19 protein-coding genes and 1 pseudogene are annotated in these 25,571 nt (G+C 72.3%); 7 read left to right on the top strand and 13 right to left on the bottom strand.

What is annotated here, in order from left to right:
* Positions 1-497: pseudogene (locus tag ABD999_RS42135) on the top strand (2-oxoacid:ferredoxin oxidoreductase subunit beta); the annotation flags it as partial.
* 67 nt (positions 498-564) lie between these two features.
* On the opposite strand, the gene ABD999_RS42140 reads toward ABD999_RS42135, so the two are convergent.
* The 7 genes from ABD999_RS42140 to ABD999_RS42170 form a co-directional block, all read right to left on the bottom strand.
* Entirely contained in the window at positions 565-2,829 is a 2,265-nt protein-coding gene (locus tag ABD999_RS42140; protein WP_345483228.1) for a hypothetical protein, read from the bottom strand.
* 118 nt (positions 2,830-2,947) lie between these two features.
* On the bottom strand, positions 2,948-5,515 hold the full coding sequence (locus ABD999_RS42145) for an ATP-dependent Clp protease ATP-binding subunit (protein WP_271277510.1): 2,568 nt from the start codon (positions 5,513-5,515) through the stop codon (positions 2,948-2,950).
* A 90-nt stretch (positions 5,516-5,605) separates the two neighbouring features.
* On the bottom strand, positions 5,606-6,385 hold the full coding sequence (locus ABD999_RS42150) for an enoyl-CoA hydratase/isomerase family protein (protein ID WP_271277511.1): 780 nt from the start codon (positions 6,383-6,385) through the stop codon (positions 5,606-5,608).
* Between the two features lie 25 nt (positions 6,386-6,410).
* Entirely contained in the window at positions 6,411-7,448 is a 1,038-nt protein-coding gene (locus tag ABD999_RS42155) for a TIGR03617 family F420-dependent LLM class oxidoreductase (RefSeq protein ID WP_271277512.1), read from the bottom strand.
* The gene (locus ABD999_RS42160) at positions 7,445-9,013 is read right to left on the bottom strand and encodes an AMP-binding protein (protein ID WP_271277513.1); all 1,569 of its coding nucleotides are present in this window, start codon (positions 9,011-9,013) and stop codon (positions 7,445-7,447) included. The genes ABD999_RS42155 and ABD999_RS42160 overlap by 4 nt, the downstream gene beginning before the upstream one ends.
* Positions 9,014-9,181: 168 nt before the next feature.
* Positions 9,182-10,099: an SDR family NAD(P)-dependent oxidoreductase gene (locus tag ABD999_RS42165; protein WP_219549557.1), complete on the bottom strand. Its 918-nt coding sequence runs from the start codon at positions 10,097-10,099 to the stop codon at positions 9,182-9,184.
* A 95-nt stretch (positions 10,100-10,194) separates the two neighbouring features.
* On the bottom strand, positions 10,195-11,034 hold the full coding sequence (locus ABD999_RS42170) for a MaoC family dehydratase (protein WP_271277514.1): 840 nt from the start codon (positions 11,032-11,034) through the stop codon (positions 10,195-10,197).
* A 223-nt stretch (positions 11,035-11,257) separates the two neighbouring features.
* Here ABD999_RS42170 and ABD999_RS42175 point away from each other — a divergent pair, with 223 nt between their 5' ends.
* From ABD999_RS42175 to ABD999_RS42185, 3 genes are all read left to right on the top strand, one after another.
* Positions 11,258-11,665 carry a Zn-ribbon domain-containing OB-fold protein gene (locus ABD999_RS42175; RefSeq protein ID WP_271277515.1) on the top strand — a complete coding sequence of 136 codons (408 nt, stop codon included), beginning with the start codon at positions 11,258-11,260 and terminating at the stop codon, positions 11,663-11,665.
* A complete protein-coding gene (locus tag ABD999_RS42180) occupies positions 11,662-12,819 on the top strand; it encodes a thiolase C-terminal domain-containing protein (RefSeq protein ID WP_271277516.1) in 1,158 nt (385 codons plus the stop codon). Before ABD999_RS42175 ends, ABD999_RS42180 begins: the two co-directional genes overlap by 4 nt.
* A gap of 136 nt (positions 12,820-12,955) precedes the next feature.
* Positions 12,956-13,588 (top strand): TetR family transcriptional regulator, encoded by a 633-nt coding sequence (locus tag ABD999_RS42185; protein ID WP_271277517.1) that lies wholly within the window; start codon positions 12,956-12,958, stop codon positions 13,586-13,588.
* Positions 13,589-13,594: 6 nt separating this feature from the next.
* On the opposite strand, the gene ABD999_RS42190 is transcribed toward ABD999_RS42185, so the two are convergent.
* From ABD999_RS42190 to ABD999_RS42215, 6 genes are all read right to left on the bottom strand, one after another.
* Complete coding sequence (locus ABD999_RS42190; protein ID WP_271277518.1) at positions 13,595-14,359, bottom strand: SDR family NAD(P)-dependent oxidoreductase; 765 nt, start codon at positions 14,357-14,359, stop codon at positions 13,595-13,597.
* 26 nt (positions 14,360-14,385) lie between these two features.
* Entirely contained in the window at positions 14,386-15,615 is a 1,230-nt protein-coding gene (locus ABD999_RS42195) for a CaiB/BaiF CoA transferase family protein (RefSeq protein WP_271277519.1), read from the bottom strand.
* On the bottom strand, positions 15,615-16,796 hold the full coding sequence (locus tag ABD999_RS42200; protein ID WP_271277520.1) for a CaiB/BaiF CoA transferase family protein: 1,182 nt from the start codon (positions 16,794-16,796) through the stop codon (positions 15,615-15,617). Before ABD999_RS42200 ends, ABD999_RS42195 begins: the two co-directional genes overlap by 1 nt.
* The gene (locus tag ABD999_RS42205; protein WP_271277521.1) at positions 16,793-17,791 is read right to left on the bottom strand and encodes an NAD(P)H-dependent flavin oxidoreductase; all 999 of its coding nucleotides are present in this window, start codon (positions 17,789-17,791) and stop codon (positions 16,793-16,795) included. The genes ABD999_RS42200 and ABD999_RS42205 overlap by 4 nt, the downstream gene beginning before the upstream one ends.
* Positions 17,792-17,855: 64 nt before the next feature.
* The gene (locus tag ABD999_RS42210; RefSeq protein ID WP_271277522.1) at positions 17,856-18,965 is read right to left on the bottom strand and encodes an acyl-CoA dehydrogenase family protein; all 1,110 of its coding nucleotides are present in this window, start codon (positions 18,963-18,965) and stop codon (positions 17,856-17,858) included.
* A gap of 25 nt (positions 18,966-18,990) precedes the next feature.
* Positions 18,991-20,187: an acyl-CoA dehydrogenase family protein gene (locus ABD999_RS42215; RefSeq protein ID WP_271277523.1), complete on the bottom strand. Its 1,197-nt coding sequence runs from the start codon at positions 20,185-20,187 to the stop codon at positions 18,991-18,993.
* 255 nt (positions 20,188-20,442) lie between these two features.
* Between ABD999_RS42215 and ABD999_RS42220 the strand changes: the two genes are divergently transcribed.
* The 3 genes from ABD999_RS42220 to ABD999_RS42230 are packed head-to-tail and all read left to right on the top strand — an operon-like array spanning position 20,443 to position 25,558.
* Positions 20,443-21,255, top strand: coding sequence for an ABC transporter ATP-binding protein (locus ABD999_RS42220; protein ID WP_271277524.1), 813 nt, complete (start codon positions 20,443-20,445; stop codon positions 21,253-21,255).
* A gap of 25 nt (positions 21,256-21,280) precedes the next feature.
* Positions 21,281-24,109, top strand: a complete 2,829-nt coding sequence (locus ABD999_RS42225; RefSeq protein WP_271277525.1) for an ABC transporter permease subunit — start codon at positions 21,281-21,283, stop codon at positions 24,107-24,109.
* A gap of 36 nt (positions 24,110-24,145) precedes the next feature.
* On the top strand, positions 24,146-25,558 hold the full coding sequence (locus ABD999_RS42230) for an ABC transporter substrate-binding protein (RefSeq protein WP_271277526.1): 1,413 nt from the start codon (positions 24,146-24,148) through the stop codon (positions 25,556-25,558).
* The last annotated feature ends 13 nt before the right edge of the window (positions 25,559-25,571 follow it).

The raw sequence follows: 25,571 nt of genomic DNA on the forward strand, positions 1-25,571 counted from the left end.
TGGCCCGCACCCTGGACTCGGACCGCAAGCACCTGCAGGCGGTGCTGCGGGAGGCGACCGCGCACCGGGGCGCGTCCCTGGTGGAGATCTACCAGAACTGCAACATCTTCAACGACAACGCCTTCGAGCCGTTGAAGGACCCGGAGCTGCGCGACGACATCACGTTGAAGCTGGAACACGGCCGGCCGATCGCCTCGGCCTCCAAGGCGGTCATCCGGGCCGCGAACGGCAGCCTGGACGTGGTCCCCCGCGACAGCGTGGAGGAGGACCGGGTCCTGGTGCACGACGCGCACAACCCCGACCCGTCGGTGGCGTTCGCGCTGTCCCGGCTGGACGAACCCGCCTTCGACCACGCCCCGATCGGGATCTTCCGCAGCGTGGACCGCCCGGCCTACGACACCCTGATGACCAGCCAGCTCGACGAAGCGGTCGCACAGAAGGGCCGGGGCGACCTCACGCGCCTGTTCGACTCCGGCGACACCTGGCGCGTCCCCTGAGCGACCGGCGTACCGGCGCCGCACGCCGGGCGCCGTACCGGCGCCGACGGCGCGCGGGCGCCCACGCTCACGCGGCCAGCCCCGGCAGGTCGGGCCGGACCAGTTCCTGCTCGATCGCCTCCAGCAGCTCCCGAGCAGTCCTGATCTTGCCGGCGGGCGCGGCCCGGTCGTCGACCCGGCCCGCCTCGACCGCCTTGGTGTGGGCGATCCGTTCCGCCATCCGCTTGTCGACCTTGTCCGCGATCTCCGCGCTGCCTCCGGCGGTCGTGAACACCATCCGCAGCTCCGACCTCGACACCCCGTCGAACTCGCCGAACCAGTTGCCGGGCAGCCGCCCGCAGTGCCGGTGCAGCAGCGCCAGCCGGACCAGCCCGTACCGGCGCAGCGTCGGCGTCCGCTCCGCCAGCAGGAGAGTGCGCACGATCAGCGCCTCGATGTCGCGGCGCTGCGTGGCCAGATCGCGGCCGGACCAGCGCACACCGCGCAGGGCCACCCATCGCGCGTCCAGCCAGCCGGACGGCCCCCCGGACCGCCCGGCCCGGCGCGGCGGCTGCGGCCTGGCCGACGAGTTGGCCGCGACGGCGCGCGCCGACTCGTCCCACAGGTCCGCGAAGCGGTCGGCCAGGTCCTGGTCGCGCCCCTTCCACGTGTCCTTGCGCGTGCGGGTGATACGGCCGCGCAGCAGCTCCAGTTCGCGGGTGGACGACAGACGCAGATAGCGCTCCAGCCGCCGGAACGTCCGGTGGAACCAGCTCGACCCCATCCGCTGCGACCACAGCGACTTCGCCGTCACGCCCAGCACGATCGCGGTCAGCAGGCCGAGGACGCCCCACACCATCACGTGCAGCCGGCGGTCCGCCATGAACAGGTCGTCCACGACCTGCTTGTGTTCGATCTCCATGAAAAAGTCCATAAAGGTGAGGACCGCGAAGGCGCCTATCGTCATGCTCAGCCAGAAGCCCGCCCGTTGCAGCACCTCCAGCTCCCTGACCCGGCGCTCGTCGAAGGCGTGCGCCATCGACTCGAGCAGATTCTTGTACTGCTCGGTGGCGCGGTCGGCGACGTCCCGCGCCCGCGAGCCGAACCGTTTGAGTTCGGTGAAGTGGCTGGCGTCGGCCAGCGCCTCCCGCAGCCCGCGGCCCGCCCAGCCGAGCGTCTCGGCGAACCGCTCGTCGGCGAGGTGCTCCAGCCGTTCGATCCGGCTCACCCGTTCGTCGACGTGGCTGGCCACGTCGGCGAGGTCCGCCATGCCCTGCAGCAGCATCAGGTGGATCAGCTCCACCGCCCGGTGCGCGCGGTTCAGCCGCCACCAGCGCCGGATCGGCAGGTGGGTGGCCACCCCGTCCCACAGGGCCCCGGCCGTGCGGGCGGCGTGCTGGTAGATCATCGCGTGCTCGCGCCAGACCTGGAGCTGCTCGCGGATGTCGTTGCCGGAGGCGGCCAGCGCCTCCAAGGTCAGAAGCCCCGCCACCGCGGGACGTAATCGCTCCCCCACGACCGTGCCGTTGAGATGCGGCGTGTCGGGCAGCACCACGTAGCATTCGCGTACCGTGCGCTCGTCGCGCCGGGCGGGCTCCACACACACGTCCGCGCTGCTCAGCTCCGTGGCGCCGGCGCCACCGAGCAGCCGGCGCAGCGGGAAGCGCTTGCGCGCCCCACCGGACGTGGCACCTCCGTGCACCACCTCGTACAGGTCACGCGCGTTCTTCAGGCTCGGCCGGTCCCCCGTGCCGTTGTCCTCCAGCGCGATCCAGAACTCCGGGGCCTCGTACTCCCTGATGTCCTGCTTCGCCTTGCGGAAGTGGGCTCTCACGTGGGTGCGGGCCTGCCGCTCGCAGCGCATGAACCATTCGTGCCGCCGGTGGGCGCTCGTCTCCCGCGGTGCGCGGCCCAGGGCCTCATCGGGGATCCAGTTCGGATCGCCGACCCAGAAGCTGACGCCGATGAACATCATCCGCGAGCTCCAGCGGTTGCGGAACTGGATGTCGAACAGGATCCACGGCTTCCCGCCCCCGCCCTCCCGCTTGAACGGCCCCACTTCGTGGTCGGGGTGGATCAGGACGTGGTACCAGTGGAGGCTGTCGGCCGCGTCCAGGTAACCGGCCTCGATCTCCCGGTACGCCTGGTCGACCTTCTCGTTGCCCCGGTCGAGCTCCCGCAGCGCGGCGTCGCCGGTGCGCCAGGTGACCTGGTCGAGCAGGCCGTCGGGCGACGTCGTCAGCCACACCCCGGGTTCGGCGCCCCCGTTCGACTCGAGCAGCTCCCTGATGATGCGGTCGTCCGCCTCGCCGCCCCCGGGCCCCCACGCCCGCCACTCCCGCCAGTACGTCACCAGATAGACCAGATGTGTGGACGATTCCGACGACCCCACCGAGAACCCCCCTTCACTCCCCCCTCATGTGATGATCGGTGGAGTGAAGGGACTAACGCGACACATCGTCACGATCCGATTACAGGTAGAGCCCGGGGTCGCTCCGGTCGCGGCGTTCCTCGGGGGAACGCGGCTCGGGCTTGGCCAGGACCTGCGGCTCGGTGTCCGGGCCCACCTCGGCCCCGGCGTCGAGGACGGTGATGGCCAGGTCGCCGTTCCTGACGCCGATGTGGGCACGCTGTTCCGGCTTGAGCGTGCCGTCCAGCAGCAGCCGCGACAGCGTGTTGTCGAGCTTGCGCTGGATGGTGCGGCGCAGCGGCCGGGCTCCGTACTGCGGCTGGTAGCCCTCCTTGGCGAGCCAGTCGACGGCCGCCGGCTCGATCTCCATGACCACCTTCTGCGCGTGCAGCCGCCGCCGGGTCTCCTCCAGCAGCAGGACGGTGATCTGGCGGAGCTGCTCGGCGTCGAGGCCGCGGAAGATGATGATCTCGTCGACGCGGTTGAGGAACTCCGGCCTGAACTGCATCTGCAGCAGCCGCGAGAGCTGGCCGCGCAGCGCCTGCGGGTCCTCGCCGGCGTGCGCCATGATGAGGTCGGCGCCGAGGTTCGACGTCATGATCAGCACGGTGTTCCTGAAGTCCACCGTCCGGCCCTGCCCGTCGGTCAGCCGCCCGTCCTCCAGCACCTGCAGCAGCAGGTTGAACACGTCCGCGTGGGCCTTCTCGATCTCGTCCAGCAGGACCACCGCGTACGGCTTGCGCCGCACCTGCTCGGTGAGCTGGCCCGCCTCCTCGTAGCCCACGTAACCGGGGGGCGCCCCCACGAGCCGTGAGACGGTGTGCCGTTCCTGGAACTCGCTCATGTCCAGCCGGATCATCCGGTCCTGCTCGCCGAACAGCGCTTCGGCCAGGGCCCTGGCCAGCTCGGTCTTGCCCACGCCGGTGGGCCCGAGGAACAGGAAGGAGCCGATCGGCCGGTTGGGATCGCTCAGGCCGGCGCGGGAGCGGCGCACGGCCTCGGCGACCGCCTCCACCGCCTGGTCCTGGCCGATGACGCGCTGGTGCAGGTGTTCCTCCAGGCCCAGGAGCCGGTCCCGCTCCTCCTCGGTGAGCTGGGCGACCGGGATGCCGGTGGCGCGGGAGACCACGGAGGCGATGTCGTCCGGGGTCACCTCGGCGACTCTCCCGCGGCCGTCGCGGGTCTGCTCGATCCTGGACTGGAGATCGGAGATCTCGTCGCGGAGCTCGCGGGCGCGTTCGTAGTCCTCGCGCGTCACCGCCTGCTCCTTCTCCCGCTGCCGGTGGCCGAGCTCCTCCTCCAGCTCGCGGGTGCCGGTCGGGGCGGTGCCGGTGCGCAGGGCCACCCGGGCGCCCGCCTCGTCCATCAGGTCGATCGCCTTGTCGGGCAGGAAACGGCTGGAGATGTAGCGGTCGGACAGGTCGGCCGCCGCCACCAGCGCCTCATCGGTGAACTTGACCTGGTGGTGGGCCTCGTACCGGTCACGCAGGCCGCGCAGGATCTCGATGGTGTCCGCGACGTCCGGCTCGGGGATCAGGATGGGCTGGAAGCGCCGTTCGAGCGCGGCGTCCTTCTCCACGTGCCTGCGGTACTCGTCCAGCGTGGTGGCGCCGATCACGTGCAGCTCGCCGCGGGCCAGGGCGGGTTTGAGCATGTTGGAGGCGTCGATGGCGCCCTCGGCGCCGCCCGCGCCGACGACGGTGTGCAGCTCGTCGATGAAGATGATGAGCTCCTCGCTGTGCGCGCGGATCTCCTCCATGACCTTGCTCAGGCGTTCCTCGAACTCGCCGCGGAACTTCGTCCCCGCGACCAGGCCGGCCAGATCCAGCTGGACCACGCGCTTGCGCTTGAGCGTCTCGGGCACCTCGCCGTCCGCGATGCGCTGCGCCAGCCCTTCGACGACCGCCGTCTTGCCGACGCCCGGCTCGCCGATCAGCGCGGGGTTGTTCTTGGTCCGCCTCGACAGCACCTCGACCGCCCGGAGGATCTCCTGGTCCCGGCCCACCACCGGGTCGATGCCGCCCTCGCGGGCCTCGCCGGTCAGGTCCCGGCCGTACTGGTCGAGCGTCGGGGTGCTGCTGGGCGGCGCCTGCTGGCCGGTCAGCGTCTCCCCGTTGCCCGCGCCTTCCTGGACGAACGACTGCGGGGTGACGTGCGCCTCCCGGAGCAGCCGCCCCGCCATCGACCGGGGGTTCGCCGACATGGCGAGCAGCAGGTGATGCGGGTCGATGTAGGAGGCGCCGGTGGCGTGCGCCACCTGCCTGGCGTCCAGCAGGGCCCGTTTGGCCGCCGGTGCGAGCGACATCGGGTCCTGCCGGGGCTCACGCTTCTCGACGGCCTGCTCGACCTCACGGGCCAGCGCGGCCGGGTCGGCCCCGGCCCGCTCCAGGAACTGCCGGGCCGTGTCCACCTGGGCGGCCGCCCACAACATGTGCTCGGTGTCCACGTAGTCGGCGCCCCACTCGGCCGCCTTCTCCGTCGCCACGCGCAGGAGGTCGATCGCGTCCTCGCTGAGCAGCCTCCCGATGTCGACGCGGCGGGGCATCGCCGGCTGGCCGTACCCGAAGAACCTGGCCAGGAGATCGTCCATGGGGCCGTAGCCGTAGTTCCAGAAATCACCCGTTGTCATGGTCCCCTCCCCCGAAGGTGACGTCGGTTACGCCCGCCTACCCCCGACGTCAGGAGGTAACCAACACCTCCCACCCAGGCGACCACGACGCTACCGGTTGCGGAACACGGGATCCCGTTTCTCCAGGAAGGCCCGGATCGCCTCGCGGGTGTCCTCGGTGGTCCCGTTGATGTTCTGGGCGGCCGCCTCACGCAGGACGCTGTCGTGGAAGCTTCCCGAGGCGGCGAGGTTGAGCATCTCCTTGGTCTGCGACAGGGCGAGGGGCGCGAGGGCCAGCAGCTCACGGGCCCACTCGTACGCCTGCGCCAGGGCCTCCCCCTCGGGCACGACCTTGTTGAGCAGCCCGAGGGCGTGGACGTCGGCGGCGGGGAGCATCCGGCCGAAGAAGGCGAGTTCCTTGGCACGGTGGAGCCCCAGCATGTGCGTCAGGAACCAGGTCCCGCCGAAGTCGACCGAGAGCCCGCGCCTGGCGAAGATCTGCGAGAACCTCGCCGTCTCCTCGGCGACCGCCAGGTCGCAGGCGAGCGCCAGGTTGAAGCCGCCGCCCGCCGCGACCCCGGAGACCGCGGCGATCGTGGGCTGCGGCAGGTCGCGGACGGCGAGCAGCGCCGCGTTGACGATCCGCATCGCGCGGCGCGGCGAGTCCGCGGAGTCGCCGCCGCGCAGGTCGGAACCGGAGCAGAAGTCGCCGCCCGCGCCGGTGAGCACCACCACACGGTCGTCCGCCCGGCCCGCGATGTCGCCGAACACCTCGGCGAGCTCGATCCAGCCGGCGCGCGGCACGCTGTTCTTGGTGTCGGGCCGGTCGAGCGTGACGGTGACGATACCGCTCCCGTCACGCTCCACCAGGACGACAGGGTTGTCGGACACGGATGCCGTTCCTCTCTCCCGCCGGTCAGCGGACGCCGGACGCCTGGTTCTTCAGCGACGCCAGCGCCGCGCGGATCTCCGGCGCGGGCGTGCCGGCCGGCGGCTGGATGTGGACCTGGTCGACCAGCCCGCCGAACCGGCGGGAGACCTCCGCCGTCACCTCCGCGAGGGAGCCGCTGACGCAGAACGTGTCGAGCACCTCGTCGTCGACGAGGTCGGCCATCCGGTCCCAGCGGTCCTCGTCGGGGGTGACCGACAGGGCGTGCAGCCGCTCGTGCAGCTCCTGCCAGCCGTGCAGGTCCAGCACGCCGCGGTAGGCCGGTGTGGAGCCGTAGAAGGCGACCCGCCCGCGCAGCATCCGCCGTTGCGCGTCGACGTCGTCGCCGGGGGCGTGGACGTGCACGAACCCCGGGCAGTGGACGGTCACCTCGGAGCGGTCGCGACCGGCCCGCGCCAGTCCCTCCTCCAGGGCCGGGAGGGTCACCTCGCGGAAGTAGCGCTCGGTGCTGAAGCCGTGCGGGATCAGCCCGTCAGCCACCTCTCCGGCCAGCCGGGTCATGAGCGGCCCGACCGCGGCGAGGTGGATCGGCGGGTTGCCGTGGCCGTGCGGCGCCGGGCGGAAGGTCGCCGTCATCAGCGTGTGCCGGTAGTGCTCCCCTTCGTGCCGGACCGGGCGGCCGGTGTTCCAGTCGTCCCAGATCGCGCGCAGGGCGGTGATGTACTCGCGCATCCGCGCCGCCGGCCGGCCCCACGGCATGCCGAACCGGCGGGTGATGTGGGGCTTGGTCTGGGTGCCGAGCCCGAGGACGAACCTGCCTCCGGACAGCGCCTGCAGGTCGTTGGCGACGTACGCCATCGTCATCGGCGTGCGGGCGAAGGCGACCGCGATCGTGGTCGCCAGCCGCACCCGGCTGGTGTCACGGGCGGCCAGCGCCAGCGGCAGGAACGGGTCGTGGTCGACCTCGGCGCTGGCCACGACGTCGTAGCCGGCCTCCTCGGCCCACGCGGCGCAGGCGGCGACGTCGGCGATGCCGGCCTCGAAGGCGTGCACGCCGGTCTTCACGGCTTCTCCCCCTCACCCGCGTAGTGGTCGCGGAGCTTGCGGCGCTGCAGCTTGCCGGTCTCCGTCCGGGGGAAGTCGGCCCGGAACTCGAAACGCCGGGGGATCTTGAACGAGGCCAGGCGCTCGGCGCAGTGGGCGCGCAGCGCGGCGGCGAGCTCGTCACCGGGGACCGCGTCCTCGGCCGGCTGGACGACGGCCAGCACGTTCTGGCCCCAGTCCGGGTCGGGGACTCCGATGACGGCGACGTCGGCGACGGCGGGATGCGTGATCAGGGCCTGCTCGATCTCCGCCGGGTAGATGTTGACGCCGCCGGAGATGATGAGGTCGGTCCGCCGGTCGAGCAGGAACACGTAGCCGTCCTCGTCGAAGTAGCCGTAGTCGCCGACGGTGGCGAGCCCTCCCCTCCGGCTGGCGGCGGTCTTGGCCGGGTCGTTGTTGTACTCGAAGAGCGCCTCGCGCCCGGGGATGCCGAAGTAGATCGTGCCCGCCGTCCCGGTCGGCACCTCCTCGCCGTCCTCGCCGAGGATCTTGACGATGGTGTTCGGCGTCGGGCGTCCCACGGTGCCGGGCTTGCGCAGCCACTCCCGCGGGCTCACCAGGGAGACGCCGCCCTCGGTCGAGGCGAGGTACTCCCACACCACCGGCCCCAGCCAGTCGAGCATCCGCTGCTTGATCGGCACCGGGCACGGCGCGCCCGCGTGGATCACCGCTTCCAGGCTGGACAGGTCGTACCTGGCCCGGACCTCCTCCGGCAGGCGCAGCATCCGGTTGAAGTGGGTGGGGACCATGTGCACGCTGGTCACCCGGTGCCGCTCGATCGCCTCCAGCACGCCCTCGGCGTCGAACTTGCCCTGGATCACCACGGTGTGCCCGAGCTGGAGGAACGCGTAGGCGTGCCCGGTCGGGGCGGCGTGGTAGATCGGCGAGCACACCAGGTGCACGCCCTTGTCCAGGGTGACCTCGTAGCGGGCGGCGAGTCCCCCGTACAGGGCGCTGATGACCGGCTCCGGCTCGGAGTCGGGGTAGAGGAGGGACCGCACGCCCTTGGGGTTGCCGGTGGTGCCGGAGGTGTAGCCCATGGTGCCGCCGAACCGGCGGTCCGGCGGCGCGTCGGACGGCTCGCCCTCGCCCAGCTCGGGGTACGGGCGCCAGCCGTCCGCCTGCCCGCCGATCACGAACCGGTGCTCGGGCAGCGACTCCTCCGGCAGCGTACGGGCCTGCTCGACGTCGGCGACGACGACCCTGGCTCCGGAGTCCTTGATGATGTAGAGCATCTCCGCAGGGGTCAGCCGCCAGTTGACCGGGACGAGGAACATGCCGACCTGCCCGGTGGCCAGCATCAGCTCCAGATACTCGTGGCCGTTGTGCACCGCCACCGCCACGCTGTCACCGGCCGACAGGCCGTGGGAGCGCAGCGCGCGCGAGACGCGGTTGACCCGCGCCAGCAGGTCGCCACAGGTGATCGTCGATCCATCGGGGTCGATGATGGCGGGCCGGCCGGGGTCGGCGGCGGCGATCTCGTAGAAGCCGGTGGGTGCCGTGGTCGAGTGAGTGGCAGAGGACATGGTGCGTCTCTCTCCTGTCGGCGTGACGTAGCTAGACGATCCCCCCGTGGCCCCCCGTGGCCCCCCGTGGCCCCGTGCCCCGTGTCGTGGCGGCGGGCGGGATCGCGGCCCGCCCGGCCGGTGCGTCCCCGTGAGCGGCTGCCCGGCCGCCCCACCTGGACGCGGCCCTCACTTGGGAAGCTGCCCCATGAAGATCGACGGGTGCAGGCCGTCCGCCTTGGGCCGGAACGACGTGGTGAGCTTGGCGGCGAGGTCCTGCAGGTCCCACGGCCCGTCGGAGCTGATGGTCTCGACGACCTCGGGGTTGTTCCACAGCCGGACCTCGTGGCCGGCCGCGCCGATGGTGCGGCCCGACAGCCAGTCGGACTCGGTGCCGGCGAGGTAGGTGACGATCGGCGCGATGTTGTCCGGCGACATGAGCTGCTCCTCGCCGGGGTCCTCGCCGAGCTTCTTGTCGTCGGGGACGGTGGCGGTCAGGCGGGTGGCCGCGCCGGGGGCGATCGCGTTCGCCGTCACGCCGTACCGGGCCAGGCCGTTGGCGAGGGAAGCGGTCAGGCCGATGATGCCCATCTTCGCGGCGGCGTAGTTGGGCTGGCCCGGGGAGCCCTGGAGGGCGGAGTCGGAGGTGAAGTTGATGATGCGGTAGTGCCCGTCAGGGTTGCGCTGCTGGCGCCAGTAGGCGGCGGCGGGCTTGATCGTGCTGAAGTGGCCGCGCAGGTGGACCCGGATGACCTCGTCCCAGTCCTCCTCGGGCAGGTTGAAGATCATTTTGTCGCGGAGGATGCCGGCGACGTTGACGACGACGTCGAGGCGCCCGTAGGACTCGACGGCCATCTCGACGAGACGCCGGCCGGTCGCGGTGTCGCCGATGTCGCCGCCGTCGGAGACCGCCTCGCCGCCGAGGTCGGTGACCTCCTTGGCGATGTCCTGCGCGGGCCCGGCGTCGCCGCCGCTGCCGTCCGGGCCGGCGCCGAGGTCGTTGAGCACGAGCCGCGCGCCCTGCTGGGCGAACGCGCGGCTGATGGAGGCTCCGATGCCGCGGCCGGCACCGGTGATGATGGCGACTCTGCCGTCAAGAGATCCCATGGGACGCCCTTCCGATGTGGAGGAGTTGGAGGTGTTCGCGCGGCGGGGCCGCGCCTTCTGACGGGCGCGGCGGGGCCGCGCCTGTCAGAAGCCGGTCAGCGGATGACCGCGGTTCCGTGATCGATCACCACGGCCCCGGTCTCGTCGGTCGTCCGGAACCGGACATCGGCGCCGTCGGCCCAGATCGACACCGTGATCGTCTGCCCGGGGAGTATCGGCTTGGTGAAACGGCCGGACATGGCGCGGAAGCGCCCGGGGTCGGATCCGGCGGCGGCGTGCAGCAGCGCGCGGCCGGTGAAGCCGTAGGTGCACATGCCGTGCAGGATCGGCCTCGGGAAGCCGCCCCTGCCGCTGAAGGACGGGTCGGTGTGCAGCGGGTTCCGGTCGCCGGTCAGCCGGTAGAGGAGCGCCTGATCGGGCCGGGTCGCGTAGGTCACGACGTGGTCGGGGGCGCCGGTCGGCAGCTCCCACGACGTGCCCGGCCCCCGCTCGCCGCCGAAGCCGCCGTACCCGCGGAAGAAGAGCGAGGTACGGATCCTGGCGAGCGGGTGGCCGGCGGAGTCGCGGGCGAGCGTCTCACTGGCGACGATGGCGCCGGAGCCCTTGTCGTAGACGCCGACGATCTCGCCCGTCGCCTCGACCTCGCCCGCGGCCGGGACCGTGCCCAGCAGCTCGAAGGCCTGCTCGGCGTGGAGCATCCTGGTGAGGTCGAGGTCGTCAGGCAGGGACATGCCGCCGCCCATCGCCACGTTGCAGAAGGTCGGCAGGACCCGCTGCGGCTTGCCCTCGGTGTTCTCGGTGGTGAACTCCAGCTCGGTCAGCGGGTCCTCCTGGCCGGCGCCGACGGCGATCGCGTAGAGCAGCGCGTCGGCGGACGTCCAGGACCTCATGAGGGGCTCGCTCTTGCGGCCGACCAGAGATGCGTCGATTGGCATGATCCTCATTCCCCGCGAACGCTCGGCGGACATGACCACGGGATCCGTCCAGGTCCCACAACTGACGACAAGTAGAACACGTTACGGCAAACAGGACAAGAGTCCGTACCCCCTTGACAAGGGGCGCTCCGGCTTCAACTCTGCTATAAGCAGAACATGTTGTCTTTAACTCGGCCGGGCTCGGCCCGCCGACCGTCGTCCCGCGCCGTCGAAAGGAACCGCCATGCCCGGCCCGGCCCCCGCGCCCATCCCGGAGACGCTCCCGTTCTGGGAGGGCGCCGCGGACAAGGAGCTGCGCGTCCAGCGCTGCACCCCCTGCTCGCGGCACTACTTCTACCCCCGCCCGTTCTGTCCCCGGTGCGGCTCGGAGGAGGTGGAGTGGACGACGGTCAGCGGCGACGCGCGGCTGGTGTCGTACATCATCAACTACCGGCCGTTCCCGCCCTTCGACCCCGCGACGCCGGTCGTCGTGGCGCTGGTGGAGCTGGCCGAGGGGCCGCGCATGATGACGAACATCGTCGGCATCGCGCCCGAGCCCGAGAACCTGGAGCTGGACATGCCGCTGAAGGCCGAATTCATCGAGTACGAGGACTACACGCTCCCGGTGTTCGCCCCGGCGGTGGCCCGATGACGTCGATGCACCGCGGCGGCATCGCCGTCGTCGGCGCCGCGGAGACCACCGGCATCGGCGTCCGCCCCGAGATGTCCGTCCTCGGCCTGCACGCGGAGGCGGCCAGGAACGCCCTCGCGGACGCGGGGCTCACCGCCGCCGACGTGGACGGCGTGGCCACCGCCGGGCCGCTGGCCATGGAGGTCTCCCACCACCTCGGCATCGAGCCGCGCTGGCTCGACGGGACCCTGGTCGGCGGCTGCAGCTTCATGCTGCACGTCCGGCACGCCGCGGCCGCCATCGCGGCGGGCGCCGCCGACGTCGTGCTCGTCACGCACGGCGAGTCCGGCCGCTCGCGCGTCGGCGTCGCGCCCTGGGCGCCCGACCCGGCCTCCGCGAGCGGGCAGTTCGAGACCGTGTACGGAGCCCAGGCCCCGTACTCCACCTTCACCCTCCCCGCGCTGCGCTTCCTGCACGAGCGCGGCATGACCCGCGAGCACCTGGCCCAGGTCGTGGTGGCGCAGAGGTCGTGGGCGCTGAACAACCCGCGCGCCTTCCGGCGCAAGCCCGTCACCGTCGAGGAGGTCCTGGCGGGGCCGCCGATCGCGTACCCGTTCACCAGGGACATGTGCTGCGTGGTGACCGACGGCGGCGGCGCGCTCGTGCTCACCTCGGCCGAGCGGGCGAAGGACCTGCCGAGCGGCGACCGGGCGGTGTACCTCCTCGGCTCGGGAGAGGCGGCCGAGGGCCCCCTGGTGTCGCAGATGGCGGATCCCGGATCGTTCGCGGCCTTCCGCAGGGCCGGCGAGGAGGCGTTCAGGACCGCGGGCATCACGCACGCCGACGTGGACCATTTCATGGCCTACGACGCCTTCGCGCACGTCCCGCTCTACATGCTGGAGGACCTCGGCTTCGTCGGCCGGGGCGAGTCGGGCGACTTCGTCGCGGAGGGCAACACGGTCAAGGGCGGCTCGCTGCCGATGAACACCAACGGCGGCGGCCTGTCCTACACCCACACCGGCATGTACGGCATGTTCGCCATCCAGGAGGCGGTGCGCCAGCTCCGGGGCGAGGCCGTGGAGCAGGTCCAGGACGTGGACGTCAGCTTCGTGCAGGGCGTCGGGATGTTCTTCGCCGCGGCCGGCAGCCTCGTGCTCTCCCGCCACCGCGGCTGAGCCCGGTGGGGCGGCGCCGGGGGAAGGCGCCGCCCCACTCGATAACCTGTACTCTTTAGTTCCGGCTTTCAGCCGTTGACGCCGTACCACGCGGGGTGGCCGTCGCGTTCTCCACCGGCCGGAAAGGGGGCTCTTCGTGGGCCGTGTCAGCAGGAAGGGCCGGACGCCCGAGGCCCGGGCCTTCAGGGCGGAACGCGTTTTGGATGCCGGGATGGCCCTGGCCACCAGGGGCGGCTACGAAGCGGTGCAGATGCGCGAGGTCGCCCGCATCGCCGACGTCGCCCTGTCGACCCTCTACCGCTACTACCCGTCGAAGGACGCGCTGATCAGCGCCGCCATCATGGTGCAGCTCGAAGAGCTGCGGCAGGACATCATCCGGCGGCCGCCACGGCAGCGCACCCCCGAGGGACGGGCCGCGGAGGTGCTCAACCGCGCTTTCCGGGCGATGCAGTACAACCGCGGCTGGGCACACGCCGCGCTCAGCGCCTACCACATCCCCAAGCCGCTGGGGCAGCAGCCGGAGGACGCCTCGCCGCTGGTGGAGACGTCCGATCCGACCGCGCTCACCGACCTCCTCGCGCTCGCGGCCTGGGGCCCGTCACACCGCACCACGACGGCCGAGTACCGCGTGCTGCACATGCTGGAGTCGCTCTGGAACAGCAGTGTCATCGGCTGGCTCAACGATCAGATGACCCCCGAGTACGTCGAGGAGCGGCTGAAGTTCGCCGCCAAGCGCCTGCTCGCCCCCGAGCCGGAGGCGGGCAGGTGATCCGCGTCAGCGCGCGCCCTGGCCGTCGTCGACCTTGACCACCGTGCCGGTGACGAACTCGGAGTGCGGCGAGACCAGGTAGAGCAGCGTGCTGTCGAGCTGCCGCGGGTCGCCCATGCGGGCCCGGGGGAAGTAGCCGGTCGGGTCGGCGCCGGTCCGCTCCACCATGCCGTCCATCATCTCCGAGGCGAACGCCCCCGGCGCGATGGCGTTGACGTTGATGTGGAACCTGGCCCACTCGACGGCGAGCACCTCCGTCATCCTGGACAGGGCGGCCTTCGTCACCGAGTACAGCGCCGCTCCCCCGCCTCTGTACTCGTAGGCGCCCATGGAGGAGATGTTCACCACCCGGCCGCCGGTCCCCGCCTTGATCAGCCGGCGCGCGAAATCACAGGACAGGAGCCAGGGAGCGCGCAGGTTCGTGCCCAGCACGCGGTCGACGAGCTCCACGGGCATCTTCGTGGCGTACTGGGCGTCGGGGATGCCGGCGTTGTTGACCAAGATGGTGGCGGTGCCGAACCGCTCCTCGGCCGCGTCGAGCAGGCCGCCGAGCCGGGCGTCGTCGGTGAGGTCGGCGCCGAGCGGCAGGCAGGAGCCGCCGGCCGCCTCGATCTCGTCCGCGAGGTCCTTGAGCCGGTCGGCCCGCCGCGCCACCGCGACCACGTCGGCCCCGTGCTCCGCCAGGGTGACGGCGAACCGCCGCCCGAGGCCCGAGGAGCAGCCGGTCACGACGGCGGTCTGGCCCGTGAGGTCGACGATCTGAGGGGACATGGCGGTCACCTTCCGTTGCGGGTGGGTCAGTCGAGGACCTGCTCCAGGGTGCCCGACGCGGCGAGTTCCGCCACCTCGGCCCGGCTGAGGCCCAGCAGCGCGGTGAGGACCTCCTCGTTGTCCTCGCCGAGCAGCGGGGCCGCCTTGGTGACGCGGTGCGGCGTCAGCGACAGCTCCGCCTGGGCGCCCTCGTAGGGCATCTCGCCCATGACGGGGTGCGGGTGCCGCCGGAAGTAGTGCCGGTGCGCCACCTGCGGGTCGGCCTGGAGTCCCCGGGCGTCGTGCACCGGCCCGGTCGGCACGCCCGGCTGGAGCGCGCCGACCACCTCGGCGGCGGTGCGGGTGCGCGTCCAGGCGGCGAGCTCCGCTTCGAGCCGGTCCTCCTGCTCCTTGCGCCCGGCCAGGGTGCCGAGGCGGGGATCGGCCGTCCATCCGGGGGCGCCCAGCGCCCGGCGCAGCGCCGCCCACTCGGCGTCGGACGTCACCGCGATGGCGACCCACCGCTCGCGGCCGTCCTCGGGCAGGCACGGGAAGACGCCGTGCGGGGCGGCCCCGCGGCTCCGGTTGCCGTCGCGCGTCGCGACGCGCCCGGTCCGCTGGTAGTCCACCAGCTCCGGCGCCAGGAACATCAGGGCCGTCTCCATCTGCGACAGGTCGATGTACTGTCCCTCGCCGGTCCGGTCGCGGTGCTCCAGCGCGGCGACGACGGCGGCGGCCGCGAACCGCTGGGCGATGAAGTCGGTGTACGCGCCGTACGGGGAGCCCGGGTCGCGGTCGGGCCACCCGGTGAGCTCGCAGAAGCCGCTCATGGCGGCGAGCACGGTGCCGAAGCCGGCGAAGTGGCGGCGCGGGCCGGTCTGGCCGTTCATGGACGTCGAGATCATGATCAGCGCGGGGTTGAGCTGCCGCAGCCGGTCGTAGCCGAGCCCGAGCCGGTCCATCACGCCGGGCGTGAACGCCTCGATGACGACGTCGGCCCAGGCCGTCAGCCGGTGCGCGACCCGCTTGCCGCCTTCGGTGGACAGGTTCACCCCCAGCCCCAGCTTGGAGGCGTTGTAGTCGGCGAAGAACTGCGAGCGGTTGACGCCCGGCACCCCGTCCTTGAACGGCGGCGCCATCCGCAGCACGTCCACCGACCGGAGGCTTTCCGTGCGCACCACCGTGGCGCCGTACTCGGCGAGGTATCTCGCCGTAAGCGGGCCGACGCCCACCCACGACGCGTCCCACACCTTGACGCCGTCGAGCGGCCCGGTCATCAGATCACCCCTTCGTCGCGGTGACGGCGCAGCTCCCGGGCGGAGAGCCCGGCCTCGTCGCGCCACACCGTCTCGTTGTCGGCCCCGGCCTCGGCGACGTGCCCGCCGCCCGCCAGCGGGGTCGCGGACAGGCGGGCCCACGTGCCGGGCACGCGCAGGGTCTCGCCGCCCGCGCGGGCCGTGCGGAAGTAGTCGCGCCCGGCCAGTTGCTCGTCGTCCATCAGGTCGGCCACCGTGTTGACGGGGGCCACCATGAGCCGGCGCTCCAGCGCCTTGCGGGTCAGCGTCGCCTTGGTCTCGGTGCGGAAGTACGCCGCCAGCGCGCCGGCCAGCAGCTCGGGGAACGCGGGATCATCGGCGGCCGAAGCCTCCAGCCCGGGGGTGAGGTGCCCCTCGTCGCGCAGCCAGGCGAGATACCCCTCCGGTCCGGGGCCGAAGGGGACGGTCGCCAGGACGTGCCCGTCGCTGCAGGCGTACAGCTGGCGGTAGGGCACGCCGGGGATCGGCTCCCCGAAGGAGGCCCGGTCGACGACCGAGCCGTCCGTGTACGGGCCGGGCACCGCGTTCATGAGTGAGCGGACGGTCGCCAGCTGGGCCGACACGTCGACGTGCTGGCCCCGCCCGGTGAGCCTGGCGTGCCGGACGGCCACGAGCGTGTGCACCACGGCCTCGGCCGCCGCGTGCAGGAAGTACTGGTCGGAGCTGATGCGGACCGGCGGGCGGTCGGGGTCGCCGCTGAGCCACACCGCGCCGCCGGTGGCGGCTACGACGAGGTCGGCCGCCCGGTGGCGGGCGTACGGGCCGGTCTGGCCGAAGGGGGTGACGCCGGCCAGCACGACGCGCGGGTTCACCGCCGCGAGCGCGTCGTGGCCGAGGCCCAGCTCCTGGAGCGTTCCCGGCGCGTACGACTCGACCACGACGTCGGCGTCGGCCACCAGCCGCAGGAACAGGTCGCGGCCACGGCACAGGTCCAGGGTCACCGAGCGCTTCCCCCGGTTGAAGGCGAGCCACGCGGGACCGGACCGGGCGGGATGCCCGCCGGGCGGCTCCACCAGGGTGACGAGTGCTCCGAGGTCGGCCAGCACGCGCCCGCTCAGCCAGGCGCGCTCGGTGGTCAGGTCGAGCACCCGCAGCCCCGCGAGCGCGCCGGGCGGGCCTTCACTGCCGCCGTGACCGGTCATCGCCGCACCCCGGAGGCCAGGGCCAGCATCGCCTCGGCCGCTTCCCCGTACTCGCGGGCGAGCCGGTCCACCAGCTCGGCGACGGACGGCACGTCGCGGACGCCCGAGACGGAGTGGCCGGCGCTCCAGATGTCGCGCCACCGCTTCGGGGCTCCGCCTTCGCGGCCTTCCAGCGCCGTCATGGAGAAGCGCTTCGGCCCGATGCCGAACTCGGCGGGGTCGAGCCCCTGGGCCAGCAGGGACCGGCGCAGCAGGTTGGTCTCCAGGCCGGACAGGGCGTTGGTCAGGTGGATGTCGTCGAGCTCGCTCTCGACGATGAGGTCCTTGTAGCGCGCCTCGGCGCGGGCCTCCCGCGTGGCGATGAAGCGGGTGCCCATGTAGCCGAGGTCGCAGCCCAGCGCCTGCGCGGCGAGCAGGGCCGCGCCGTCCGCCTGCCCGCCGGACAGCGCGATGATCCCGTCGAACCTCTCCCGTACGGCACGTACGAAGGCGAACGGGTTGGCGTTGCCGGTCTGGCCGCCCGCTCCCGCCGTGAGCAGGATCAGCCCGTCGGCGCCCGCGTCGGCGGCCCGCTGGGCGTGGTGGACCGTGGCCACGTCGCACCAGACCTGGATGCCGGCGTCGCGCAGCGCGGGGGCGACGGCGGCGGGGGAACCGACGGAGGTGATCACCGCGGCGGGGCGGTGGCGGATGATGACCTCCAGGTCCTGCCGCAGCCTGGGGTTCGAGCGGTGCACGATGAGGTTGGGGACGCAGGGGGCGGCGTCCGGCGTCTCGGCGCACTCTTCCCCGATGCGGCGCAGCCACTCGTCGAGCCGGCCCTCCTCACGGCAGTTCGCCGTCGGGAAGCTCCCGAAGACGCCCGCGCGGCAGGCGGCGATCACCAGTTCGGGACCGGAGACGAGCAGCATCGGGGCGGCGACGAGCGGCAGCCGCGCGCGGCGGAGTATCGCCCGGGTGCCCGTATCGGCGGAGGCCTGCGGGTCAGCGGCCATGGTTCACCTCAGGTGGAAGGCGTGGGAGGCGGGCACCGCGCGGGCGCCCGCCCGGGGCCGCGTGTCAGACGCCGAGCTTGTCGGCGAGCCGGTCCTGCTGGTAGTCGGCGTCGCCGGCGAGCACGTTGCCGGCGATCGCGTTCTTGTAGAAGAAGTGGGCGTCGTGTTCCCAGGTGAAGCCGATGCCGCCGTGCAGGAGCATGGTCTCCTTGGCCGAGGTGAGGTAACCGGGAGAGGAGAGCGTCCGCGCGGCCGCGGCCGCCGTGCCGAGCTTCGCCGGCTCCTCGTCGGCCGCCCGCGTCGCCTCCCGCAGCGCCGCGTCGGCGAGCGCCCACAGGGTGTACATGTCGGCCAGCTTGTGCTTGACACCCTGGTAGGCGCCGATGGGCTGGCCGAACGCGTAGCGGACCTTGGCGTACTCGGTGGTCATGGTGAGGCACGCGAGCATGGCTCCGCACTGCTCCGAGGCGATCGCCAGGTTCGCGAGGTCGGCCACGCGGTCGAGCGCGGCGACGGCGTCGCCCGCGACGAGCCGGGCCGGGGCGCCGTCGAGCGTCACGGTGGCCGAGCTGCGGGTCGGGTCCACGACCTCGTCCTTGGTCACGGTGAGGCCGCCGGCCGAGCGCTCGACGAGGTACAGGCCCACGCCCTGCGGGCCGCGGGCCTGCACGAGCAGGACGCCGGCCTCCGCGCCGTTCAGCACCGCCACCTTGGCGCCGGACAGGGTGACCGCGTCGCCGGAGCCGGTCGCCGTGGTCTCCGGCTCCGCGGGGATCCACCGGCGGTTCCCCGGCTCGCTGACGGCGAGCGCGCCGACGAGGGCGCCCTCGGCGATCCGCGGCAGCACCTCCCGTTTGGCCTCCTCGTCGTCCAGGGCGAGCAGGGCGCCGGCCGTCAGCACACAGGCCAGCAGCGGCGAGGGCACCAGCCCCGCGCCCAGCTCGCGCAGCGCCGCCGACAGGTCCGCCTGGGTGGCGCCGGCGCCGCCGTACTCCTCCGGGATGGTCAGGCCGGCCAGGCCGAGGTCCCCGGCCAGCCGCGACCACACCTCCTGGTCGTAGGCCTGGTCGCCGCCGATGACCTCGCGGACCTTCGGCAGGGGCGTGCGCTGCGCGACGAAGCGCCTGACCGTCTCGGCGAGGCTCTTCTGGTCGTCGGTGAAGATGAGTGACACGTGAGCTCCTGAGGTGATGGCCCGGTCAGCGGGACAGCTTCAGCTGGTTGAAGGGCGTGTTCCGGTCGACGCCGGGATCCTTCGCCAGCCCGAGCACGCGCTCGCCGACGATGTTGCGCTGGATCTCGTTGGTGCCGCCCGCCACGGCGCCGCCGGGGGCGGCCACGATGGCCGAGACCACCCGCTCCAGGTCGGCGCCGCCGAGCGCGATGTCGCTGCCGATGATGTCCTGCGCCAGGTCGGCCGCCCAGAGGGCCAGCTCGGCGCCGGCGAGCTTCGCGGCGGACCCCCGGGCGCCGATCTCGACGCCGGCGGTGGTCTCCTCGTGCAGCACCCGCCCGTACGCGCCGAGCGCGGACTCCCGGGCGTACAGGACGGCGAGCCTGCGCCGGACGGCGGTGTCGGCCTCCAGGCCGCGAGCGCGGGCCAGCTCGACGAGCGAGTCGAAGCCCAGCGGGTTGGAGCGGGCGCGGCCCCCGGCGCCGATGGTGACGCGCTCGTTGCGGAGCATCACCACCGCGGCGCCCCAGCCCTCGCCGACCTCGCCGACGACCGCGTCCGCCGGCACCTCGACGTCGTCGAAGAACACCTCGTTGAACGGGGCGTGCCCGGTGGCCACGACGAGGGGCCGCACGGTGACGCCCGGGTGGTGCATGTCGACGATGAACATGGTGATGCCGCGGTGCTTGGCCACCGTCGGGTCGGTGCGGGCGATGATGGTGCCGAAGTCGCTGTACTGGGCGCCCGAGGTCCACACCTTCTGGCCGTTGATGAGCCAGCCGGTCTCGGTCCGCGTGGCCGTGGTCTGCAGGCTGGCGACGTCCGAGCCCGCGCCGGGCTCCGAGAAGAGCTGGCACCAGATCTCGTCGCCGCGCAGCAGCGGGGGCAGGTAGCGCTTCCTCTGCTCCTCCGTGCCGAGCTCCAGGATCGTCGGGCCGGGCATGCCGAGGCCGATGGTGAACGGCCCGGTGGGCAGGTCGAAGTCGGCCGCCTCCTCGTTGAAGGCGATCAGCTCCGCGGCGCCGAGGCCCTGCCCGCCGTACTCCTTCGGCCAGGTGATGCCGGCGAACCCGGCCTCCCACAGGGCCTTCTGGAACCGCTTCGACTCCTGGAGCGGGACGGCGCTCCCCTCCAGGTCGTATCCGGCCGCCTCGTCGAAGGGTTTGGCGTGCTGCTCCAGCCAGGCTCGCGCCCTGGCACGGAACTCATCGATCGACGTCATCCGCGTTCCTCTCGGAGATGGAGACGGCCGGACTGCCGGGCACATCACGACCGTTTGGTAACACGTTCTGTTTAGCGAAGGCTCACCCGTCCGGCGGCATCTGTCAAGAGTGCCGCCGAGATTCTGTTGGCAGCGGAGATATTGACAAGCCGTACTCGGCTGGTCACGCTACCTCCAACGGTAACGGGTTCTCTTTGCCAGGACGCCGGTCGGCGCTTGCGGTGGAGACGCGCCTCTCCGAGGAAGTGAGCACACATGAACCTTGCCCAAGCCGCCCATGCCCGCCCGCCCGGCGATCCCGGCGGCGCGAACGTTCTCCGCCTGGCGGACGTGACGGTGCGATTCGGCGGGATCACGGCGGTCGACGCGGTCACCCTGGACGTTCCCGGCGGCCAGGTGGTCGGCCTCATCGGCCCCAACGGCGCCGGCAAGACGACACTCCTGGACTCGGTCTCGGGGCTGCGCACCCCCACCGAAGGGCGCATCGTCCTCGACGGCGCGGACGTCACCGCCAGGACGGCCTCCTGGCTCTCCCGGCACGGCATCCGCCGGACCTTCCAGCGGCATCAGGCGTTCGGCTGGCTGACCGTCCGGCAGAACGTGCTCGTACCGCTGGAATGGCGCACCCGAGGGCGCGGGCTGCTGGGCGACCTGCTGGGCCTGCCGCACCGCAGGCGCGAGACCGAGGCCCTGCTCCAGCGGGTGGACGAGGTCGTCGAGCTGTGCGGGCTCTCCGACGTGCGCGACGTGAGCGCGGCGACGCTGCCGATCGGCCGGCTGCGGCTGCTGGAGTTCGCCAGGGCCATCGTGGACTCGCCCAGGCTGCTGCTGCTCGACGAGCCGACCTCGGGGCTGGGGCAGCGGGAGACCGAGCTGCTCCGCGAGGTCCTCCTCGGGCTGGTGCGGCGGCACGAGCTGACGGTGATCCTCGTGGAGCACGACGTCGACTTCGTGATGGGCCTGGCCGACCGCGTCGTCTGCCTGGTCCAGGGGGCGGTGCTGGCCGACGGCACGCCCGCCGGGATCCGCAGGAACCCTGAGGTCATCGCGGCCTACCTCGGCAACTGACGCTTCAGGCACGTGAGGAGTATCTGTGCAGTTCTTCAGCATCGCGATCAGCGGCGCGGTGTCGGGAGCGATCTACGCCCTGCTCGCGATCGGGCTCGTCCTGTCGCACTCGACGTCCCGCATCTTCAACTTCGGCCACGCGGCCACCGCCTTCGCCTCCGCCTACCTCTACCACCAGCTGCACGTCGCCCTGGGCTGGAACAAGTGGCTGACGCTGCTGTTCGTGGTGGTGCTGTTCGCCCCGCTCATGGGCTGGGCCTGGGACCGCCTGGTGTTCTCCCGGCTGACCGACGCCGAGGAGTCGACGAAGATCGTCGCGGGCGTCGGCGTCCTCATCGTCGTGCCGGCCTTCGTGCTGCTGGTCTGCGGTGCGCTGCGTGACCTGTTCGGGATCCCGTTCCAGGACGTGGCCGAGGTGTACCAGGTGCCCGGCGTGCTGCCCCCCGCCCAGCACGTGCTGGCCGAGGGGCTGGTCCTGAGCAACGACCAGCTCGTCGCCCTGGCCGCCAGCATCCTGCTCTTCCTCGCGATGTGGGCCTTCCTCCGCTTCACCTCCCTCGGCCTGCACATGCGGACCGCGGTGGACAGCCCGGTGCTGGCGCGGCTGCGCGGCATCGACACCGGCCGGGTCTCGACCCTCTCGTGGGTGATCAGCTTCTTCGTGGCCGCCATCGCGGGCGTGCTCGCCGCCCCGTTCCCCGGCCCGTTCGGGCTGGTCAACGACAACTACACGCTGGCCCTGTTCGTCGCCACGACGGCCGCCGTGGTGGCGGGACTGCGCTCGGTCCCGCTGGCCTTCCTCGCCGGCCTGCTCATCGGCGCCCTGCGGAACGTGGTCGTGGCGTACGTCAACGAGGACTACCTGGGCGCCGTCGGCGCCTGGGCGGCCAAGGTCTACGGCCTGACCGCCTCGGTGCCGTACGCCGTGCTGTTCATCGCGCTGATCTTCCTCGGGTACGACCGCAAGCGGCGCAAGGCGGGCACCAGCGCGTCGGCGGCCAAGCCGACCCCGGACTACCGCGACGACCTCACGCCGTTCAAGAAGGCCCTGCCGTGGATCATCAAGTCGGCGATCGTCCTGGTGCCGGCCCTGACCTTCGCCAACGGCATCTGGCGGCAGCTGATCATCTACGGGCTCGCGCTGGGCATCATCCTGCTGTCGTTCACCATCGTCACCGGGCTCGGCGGCATGGTGAGCCTGGCCCAGGGGGCGTTCGCCACCGCGGCGGGTCTCACCGTCGGCCTGCTGCTGGCCAACGGCTGGCACTACGTGCCGGCCGCCGTGGTCGGCGTCCTGGTGGCGGCCGTGCTCGGCGCGCTGACCGCGCTGCCGGCGCTGCGATTGTCCGGCCTCAGTCTCACCTTCGCCACGCTGGCTCTGGCGCTGCTCGCCACCAACGTGCTGTTCAAGATGGAGTGGTTCTCCAACGGCACGGCCGGCTGGTCGATCCCGAGGCCGCGGTTCGGGCCGATCGACCTCGGTGACGACCGGGTGCTGCTGGTCGTCTGCTTCCTCACCGTGCTGCTGATGGTCTGGATCGCCGGCAACCTCACCGACTCCGCGGCGGGACGCGCGATGATCGCGGTGCGTACGGCCGAGCCGGCCGCGTCGGCGTCGGCCGTCTCCCCGCCGGTCACCAAGCTCCTCATCTTCGTCATCTCCGCCGCCGTCGCGGGGCTGGGCGGCATCCTGGCCGTCACGGTGTACGGCACGATCCTCAACACCGCCAACCCTCCGCAGGCCACGTTCCTGTGGCTGGCGATCGTCGTGATCATCGGGATCCGCCAGCCCGGGGGCGCCATCGAGGCCGGCATCATCAGCGCCGTGCTGCCCTGGATCATGGCCCACGGCTTCACCCTCGGGCCGATCAGCTGGGGCGGCACCAGCAACGACCTCATCCCCCAGGTGCTCTTCGGGCTCGGCGCCATCCAGCTCGCGGCCCAGCCCAACGGCCTCCTCGCCGCACAGTCCAAGGCCGCCCGACACCGCCGCGACCGCAAACGAGCCGAACTCACCGCGACCGCAGCCAGCACGGCGGTGGCGGCCGAGGCGGCGGAGGAGCCGCCCCTCACGGTGCGGGAGCCGGACGCCGCCCCCGCGACCGCTGCGGCTGGGGCCGCCGCTGGGACCGCGGCCGGGAACGGTGGCGGGTCCGGACTGCTGGAGTTGGATGGGGTGCGGGCGGCGTACGGGGAGGTCGAGGTTCTGCATGGGATCGACCTGGCCGTGCGGGAGGGGACGATTCTGGCGCTGCTGGGCGCGAACGGGTCCGGAAAGACCACGCTGTGCTCTGCCATCGCCGGGCTGGTGCCGGCGACCGGCGGGCGGATCGTCTTCGACGGCGAGGACATCACGGCGCTGGGCGCGCTGGAGCGCGTGGAGCGCGGTCTCGTGCTCGTGCCCGAGTCCCGCGGTGTCTTCCCCTCGATCACCGTCGACGAGAACCTGAGCATCTGGCTCCCGTCCAAGGCCGACCGGGCCAAGGTCTACGAGCAGTTCGAATCGCTGGCCCGCCGGGCCGGGCAGCCGGCGGGCAACCTGTCCGGCGGCGAGCAGCAGATGCTCAGCCTGGCCCCCTTCCTCGTGCGCCGGCCGCGCCTGCTCATCAGCGACGAGCCGTCGCTCGGGCTGGCGCAGCTCGTCACGGCGGAGATCATGGCCGCCTTCCAGCGCCTCCAGCGGGAGGGCACCACTGTGGTGCTCGTCGAGGAGAAGGCTCGGGACGTCCTCACCGTCGCCGACCAGGTCGGCGCGCTCCAGACCGGCCACCTCCGCTGGGTGAACGACCGGTCGGAGGTCGACGAGCAGCAGGTCGCCGCCGCCTATCTCGGCATGTCGGCCGTCGTGCACTGACGCCCCCATGGGTGACCGAACCAGAAAGGCAACACCATGACCATTCCTCGTCCCCGCCGGTTCCGGCGGGTCACGTCAGCGGTGGCCGTGACCGCCCTCTTCTCCTTCACCACGGCATGCGGCGGGGGTTCAGGCACCGCCTCCTCCGGTTCGTCAGGCACGGGCGCCGCCAAGGCGGCCGCGACCGAGCCGCTGACCGCGCAGCAGGCCGGTGAGGAGATCGCCAAGCTCCTCGGCGACCTGCCGGAGCTCACCGGCGAGACGGTGCGCGGCGTCAACGGCAAGGTCATCACCGTGGGCGGGACCGGGACCAACACCAAGGCGGGCCAGCACACCCTGCCCGGCCTCGACGTGGGCGCGCGGGCCCGCTTCGAGCGGGCCAACCGCGAGGGCGGCGTGAACGGCTACACCTTCGAGTACGCCGGGTTCCAGGACGACAACGGCCAGCCGGCCGCCTCGCAGCACGCCACCCAGAACCTCGTCGAGTCCAAGCAGGTCTTCGCCCTGGTGCCGTACGTGCCGGCCTCCGGGGTGAACGGCGACTACATCGCCAAGCACAGGGTCCCGACGTTCGGCTGGCTGGGGCAGGACTTCTGCACCTGGAACGAGAACCCGTGGATGTACAGCAACCAGGGGCAGACCTCGTGCCCGGAGGTGCTGCCCGGCAAGGCGGTGGGCTCCTCCGCCTCGCTGGAGCAGTATCTCAAGGCGACCGGCAAGGACGCCGCCTCCATCAAGTTCGGCGTCTTCGCCTCCTCCGACCCCTACGGCAAGGCGGGCGTCATCTCGTCCCGGGCGACCGCCGAGAACCTCGGCCTCAGCGTCGTCTACGCCGAGGCGGACCTGCCCAGCGCCACCGAGCCGCCGCTGTCCGACTACACCCCGATCGCCTCGCGCATCATGGCGTCGGGCGCGAACGTGGTGGCGGCCAACGTCACCGCGCCGGCACTGCTGGGCGTGCTCGGCGCGCTGAAGTCGCTGGGCTGGACCGGCGACATGATCTACGGGCAGGCGGCGCAGGCGCTGCTCGACAACCCCGGCACGGCGCAGACGGTCGACGGCATGATCGGCACCACGGCCCAGGGCGCCATGGCGTTCGGCGGGGACAGCTTCGCCCAGGTCAGCGAGGACCTCAAGGCGATCGGGTCGGACGCCCCGGCCGACGGCATCGGCACGGTGACGACGTACTGGGCGGCCGACCTGTTCCTGCAGGCGTTCGCCGAGATCGAGGGTGAGCCCACCGCGGAGAAGCTGGCCAACGTGCTCAACGGCGGCTCGTTCGGCTACGAGGCGATCCAGGGCGTCACCTGCTCGCAGTCCTGGCCCGCCGGACGGGTGCTCGCCGCCGCCTGCGCCGGTGTCGTGAAGTACGACGCCGCCGCCAAGAAGCTGACCCCGCTGGCTCCGCTGGAGAACACCGGCGGCTACTTCATCGTCGACGCCCAGTAGCGGCGGGCCCGCC

Origin of the sequence: Nonomuraea ferruginea (assembly GCF_039540635.1) — a bacterium.
Lineage (GTDB): Bacteria > Actinomycetota > Actinomycetes > Streptosporangiales > Streptosporangiaceae > Nonomuraea > Nonomuraea ferruginea.

Bases quoted from the DNA above. Each gene is read 5' to 3' on its own strand.
- ABD999_RS42145 (WP_271277510.1), bottom strand. From the start codon at position 5,515: ATGACAACGGGTGATTTCTGGAACTACGGCTACGGCCCCATGGACGAT.
- ABD999_RS42160 (WP_271277513.1), bottom strand. From the start codon at position 9,013: ATGTCCTCTGCCACTCACTCGACCACGGCACCCACCGGCTTCTACGAG.
- ABD999_RS42165 (WP_219549557.1), bottom strand. From the start codon at position 10,099: ATGGGATCTCTTGACGGCAGAGTCGCCATCATCACCGGTGCCGGCCGC.
- ABD999_RS42170 (WP_271277514.1), bottom strand. From the start codon at position 11,034: ATGCCAATCGACGCATCTCTGGTCGGCCGCAAGAGCGAGCCCCTCATG.
- ABD999_RS42175 (WP_271277515.1), top strand. From the start codon at position 11,258: ATGCCCGGCCCGGCCCCCGCGCCCATCCCGGAGACGCTCCCGTTCTGG.
- ABD999_RS42180 (WP_271277516.1), top strand. From the start codon at position 11,662: ATGACGTCGATGCACCGCGGCGGCATCGCCGTCGTCGGCGCCGCGGAG.
- ABD999_RS42190 (WP_271277518.1), bottom strand. From the start codon at position 14,359: ATGTCCCCTCAGATCGTCGACCTCACGGGCCAGACCGCCGTCGTGACC.
- ABD999_RS42195 (WP_271277519.1), bottom strand. From the start codon at position 15,615: ATGACCGGGCCGCTCGACGGCGTCAAGGTGTGGGACGCGTCGTGGGTG.
- ABD999_RS42200 (WP_271277520.1), bottom strand. From the start codon at position 16,796: ATGACCGGTCACGGCGGCAGTGAAGGCCCGCCCGGCGCGCTCGCGGGG.
- ABD999_RS42205 (WP_271277521.1), bottom strand. From the start codon at position 17,791: ATGGCCGCTGACCCGCAGGCCTCCGCCGATACGGGCACCCGGGCGATA.
- ABD999_RS42215 (WP_271277523.1), bottom strand. From the start codon at position 20,187: ATGACGTCGATCGATGAGTTCCGTGCCAGGGCGCGAGCCTGGCTGGAG.
- ABD999_RS42220 (WP_271277524.1), top strand. From the start codon at position 20,443: ATGAACCTTGCCCAAGCCGCCCATGCCCGCCCGCCCGGCGATCCCGGC.
- ABD999_RS42230 (WP_271277526.1), top strand. From the start codon at position 24,146: ATGACCATTCCTCGTCCCCGCCGGTTCCGGCGGGTCACGTCAGCGGTG.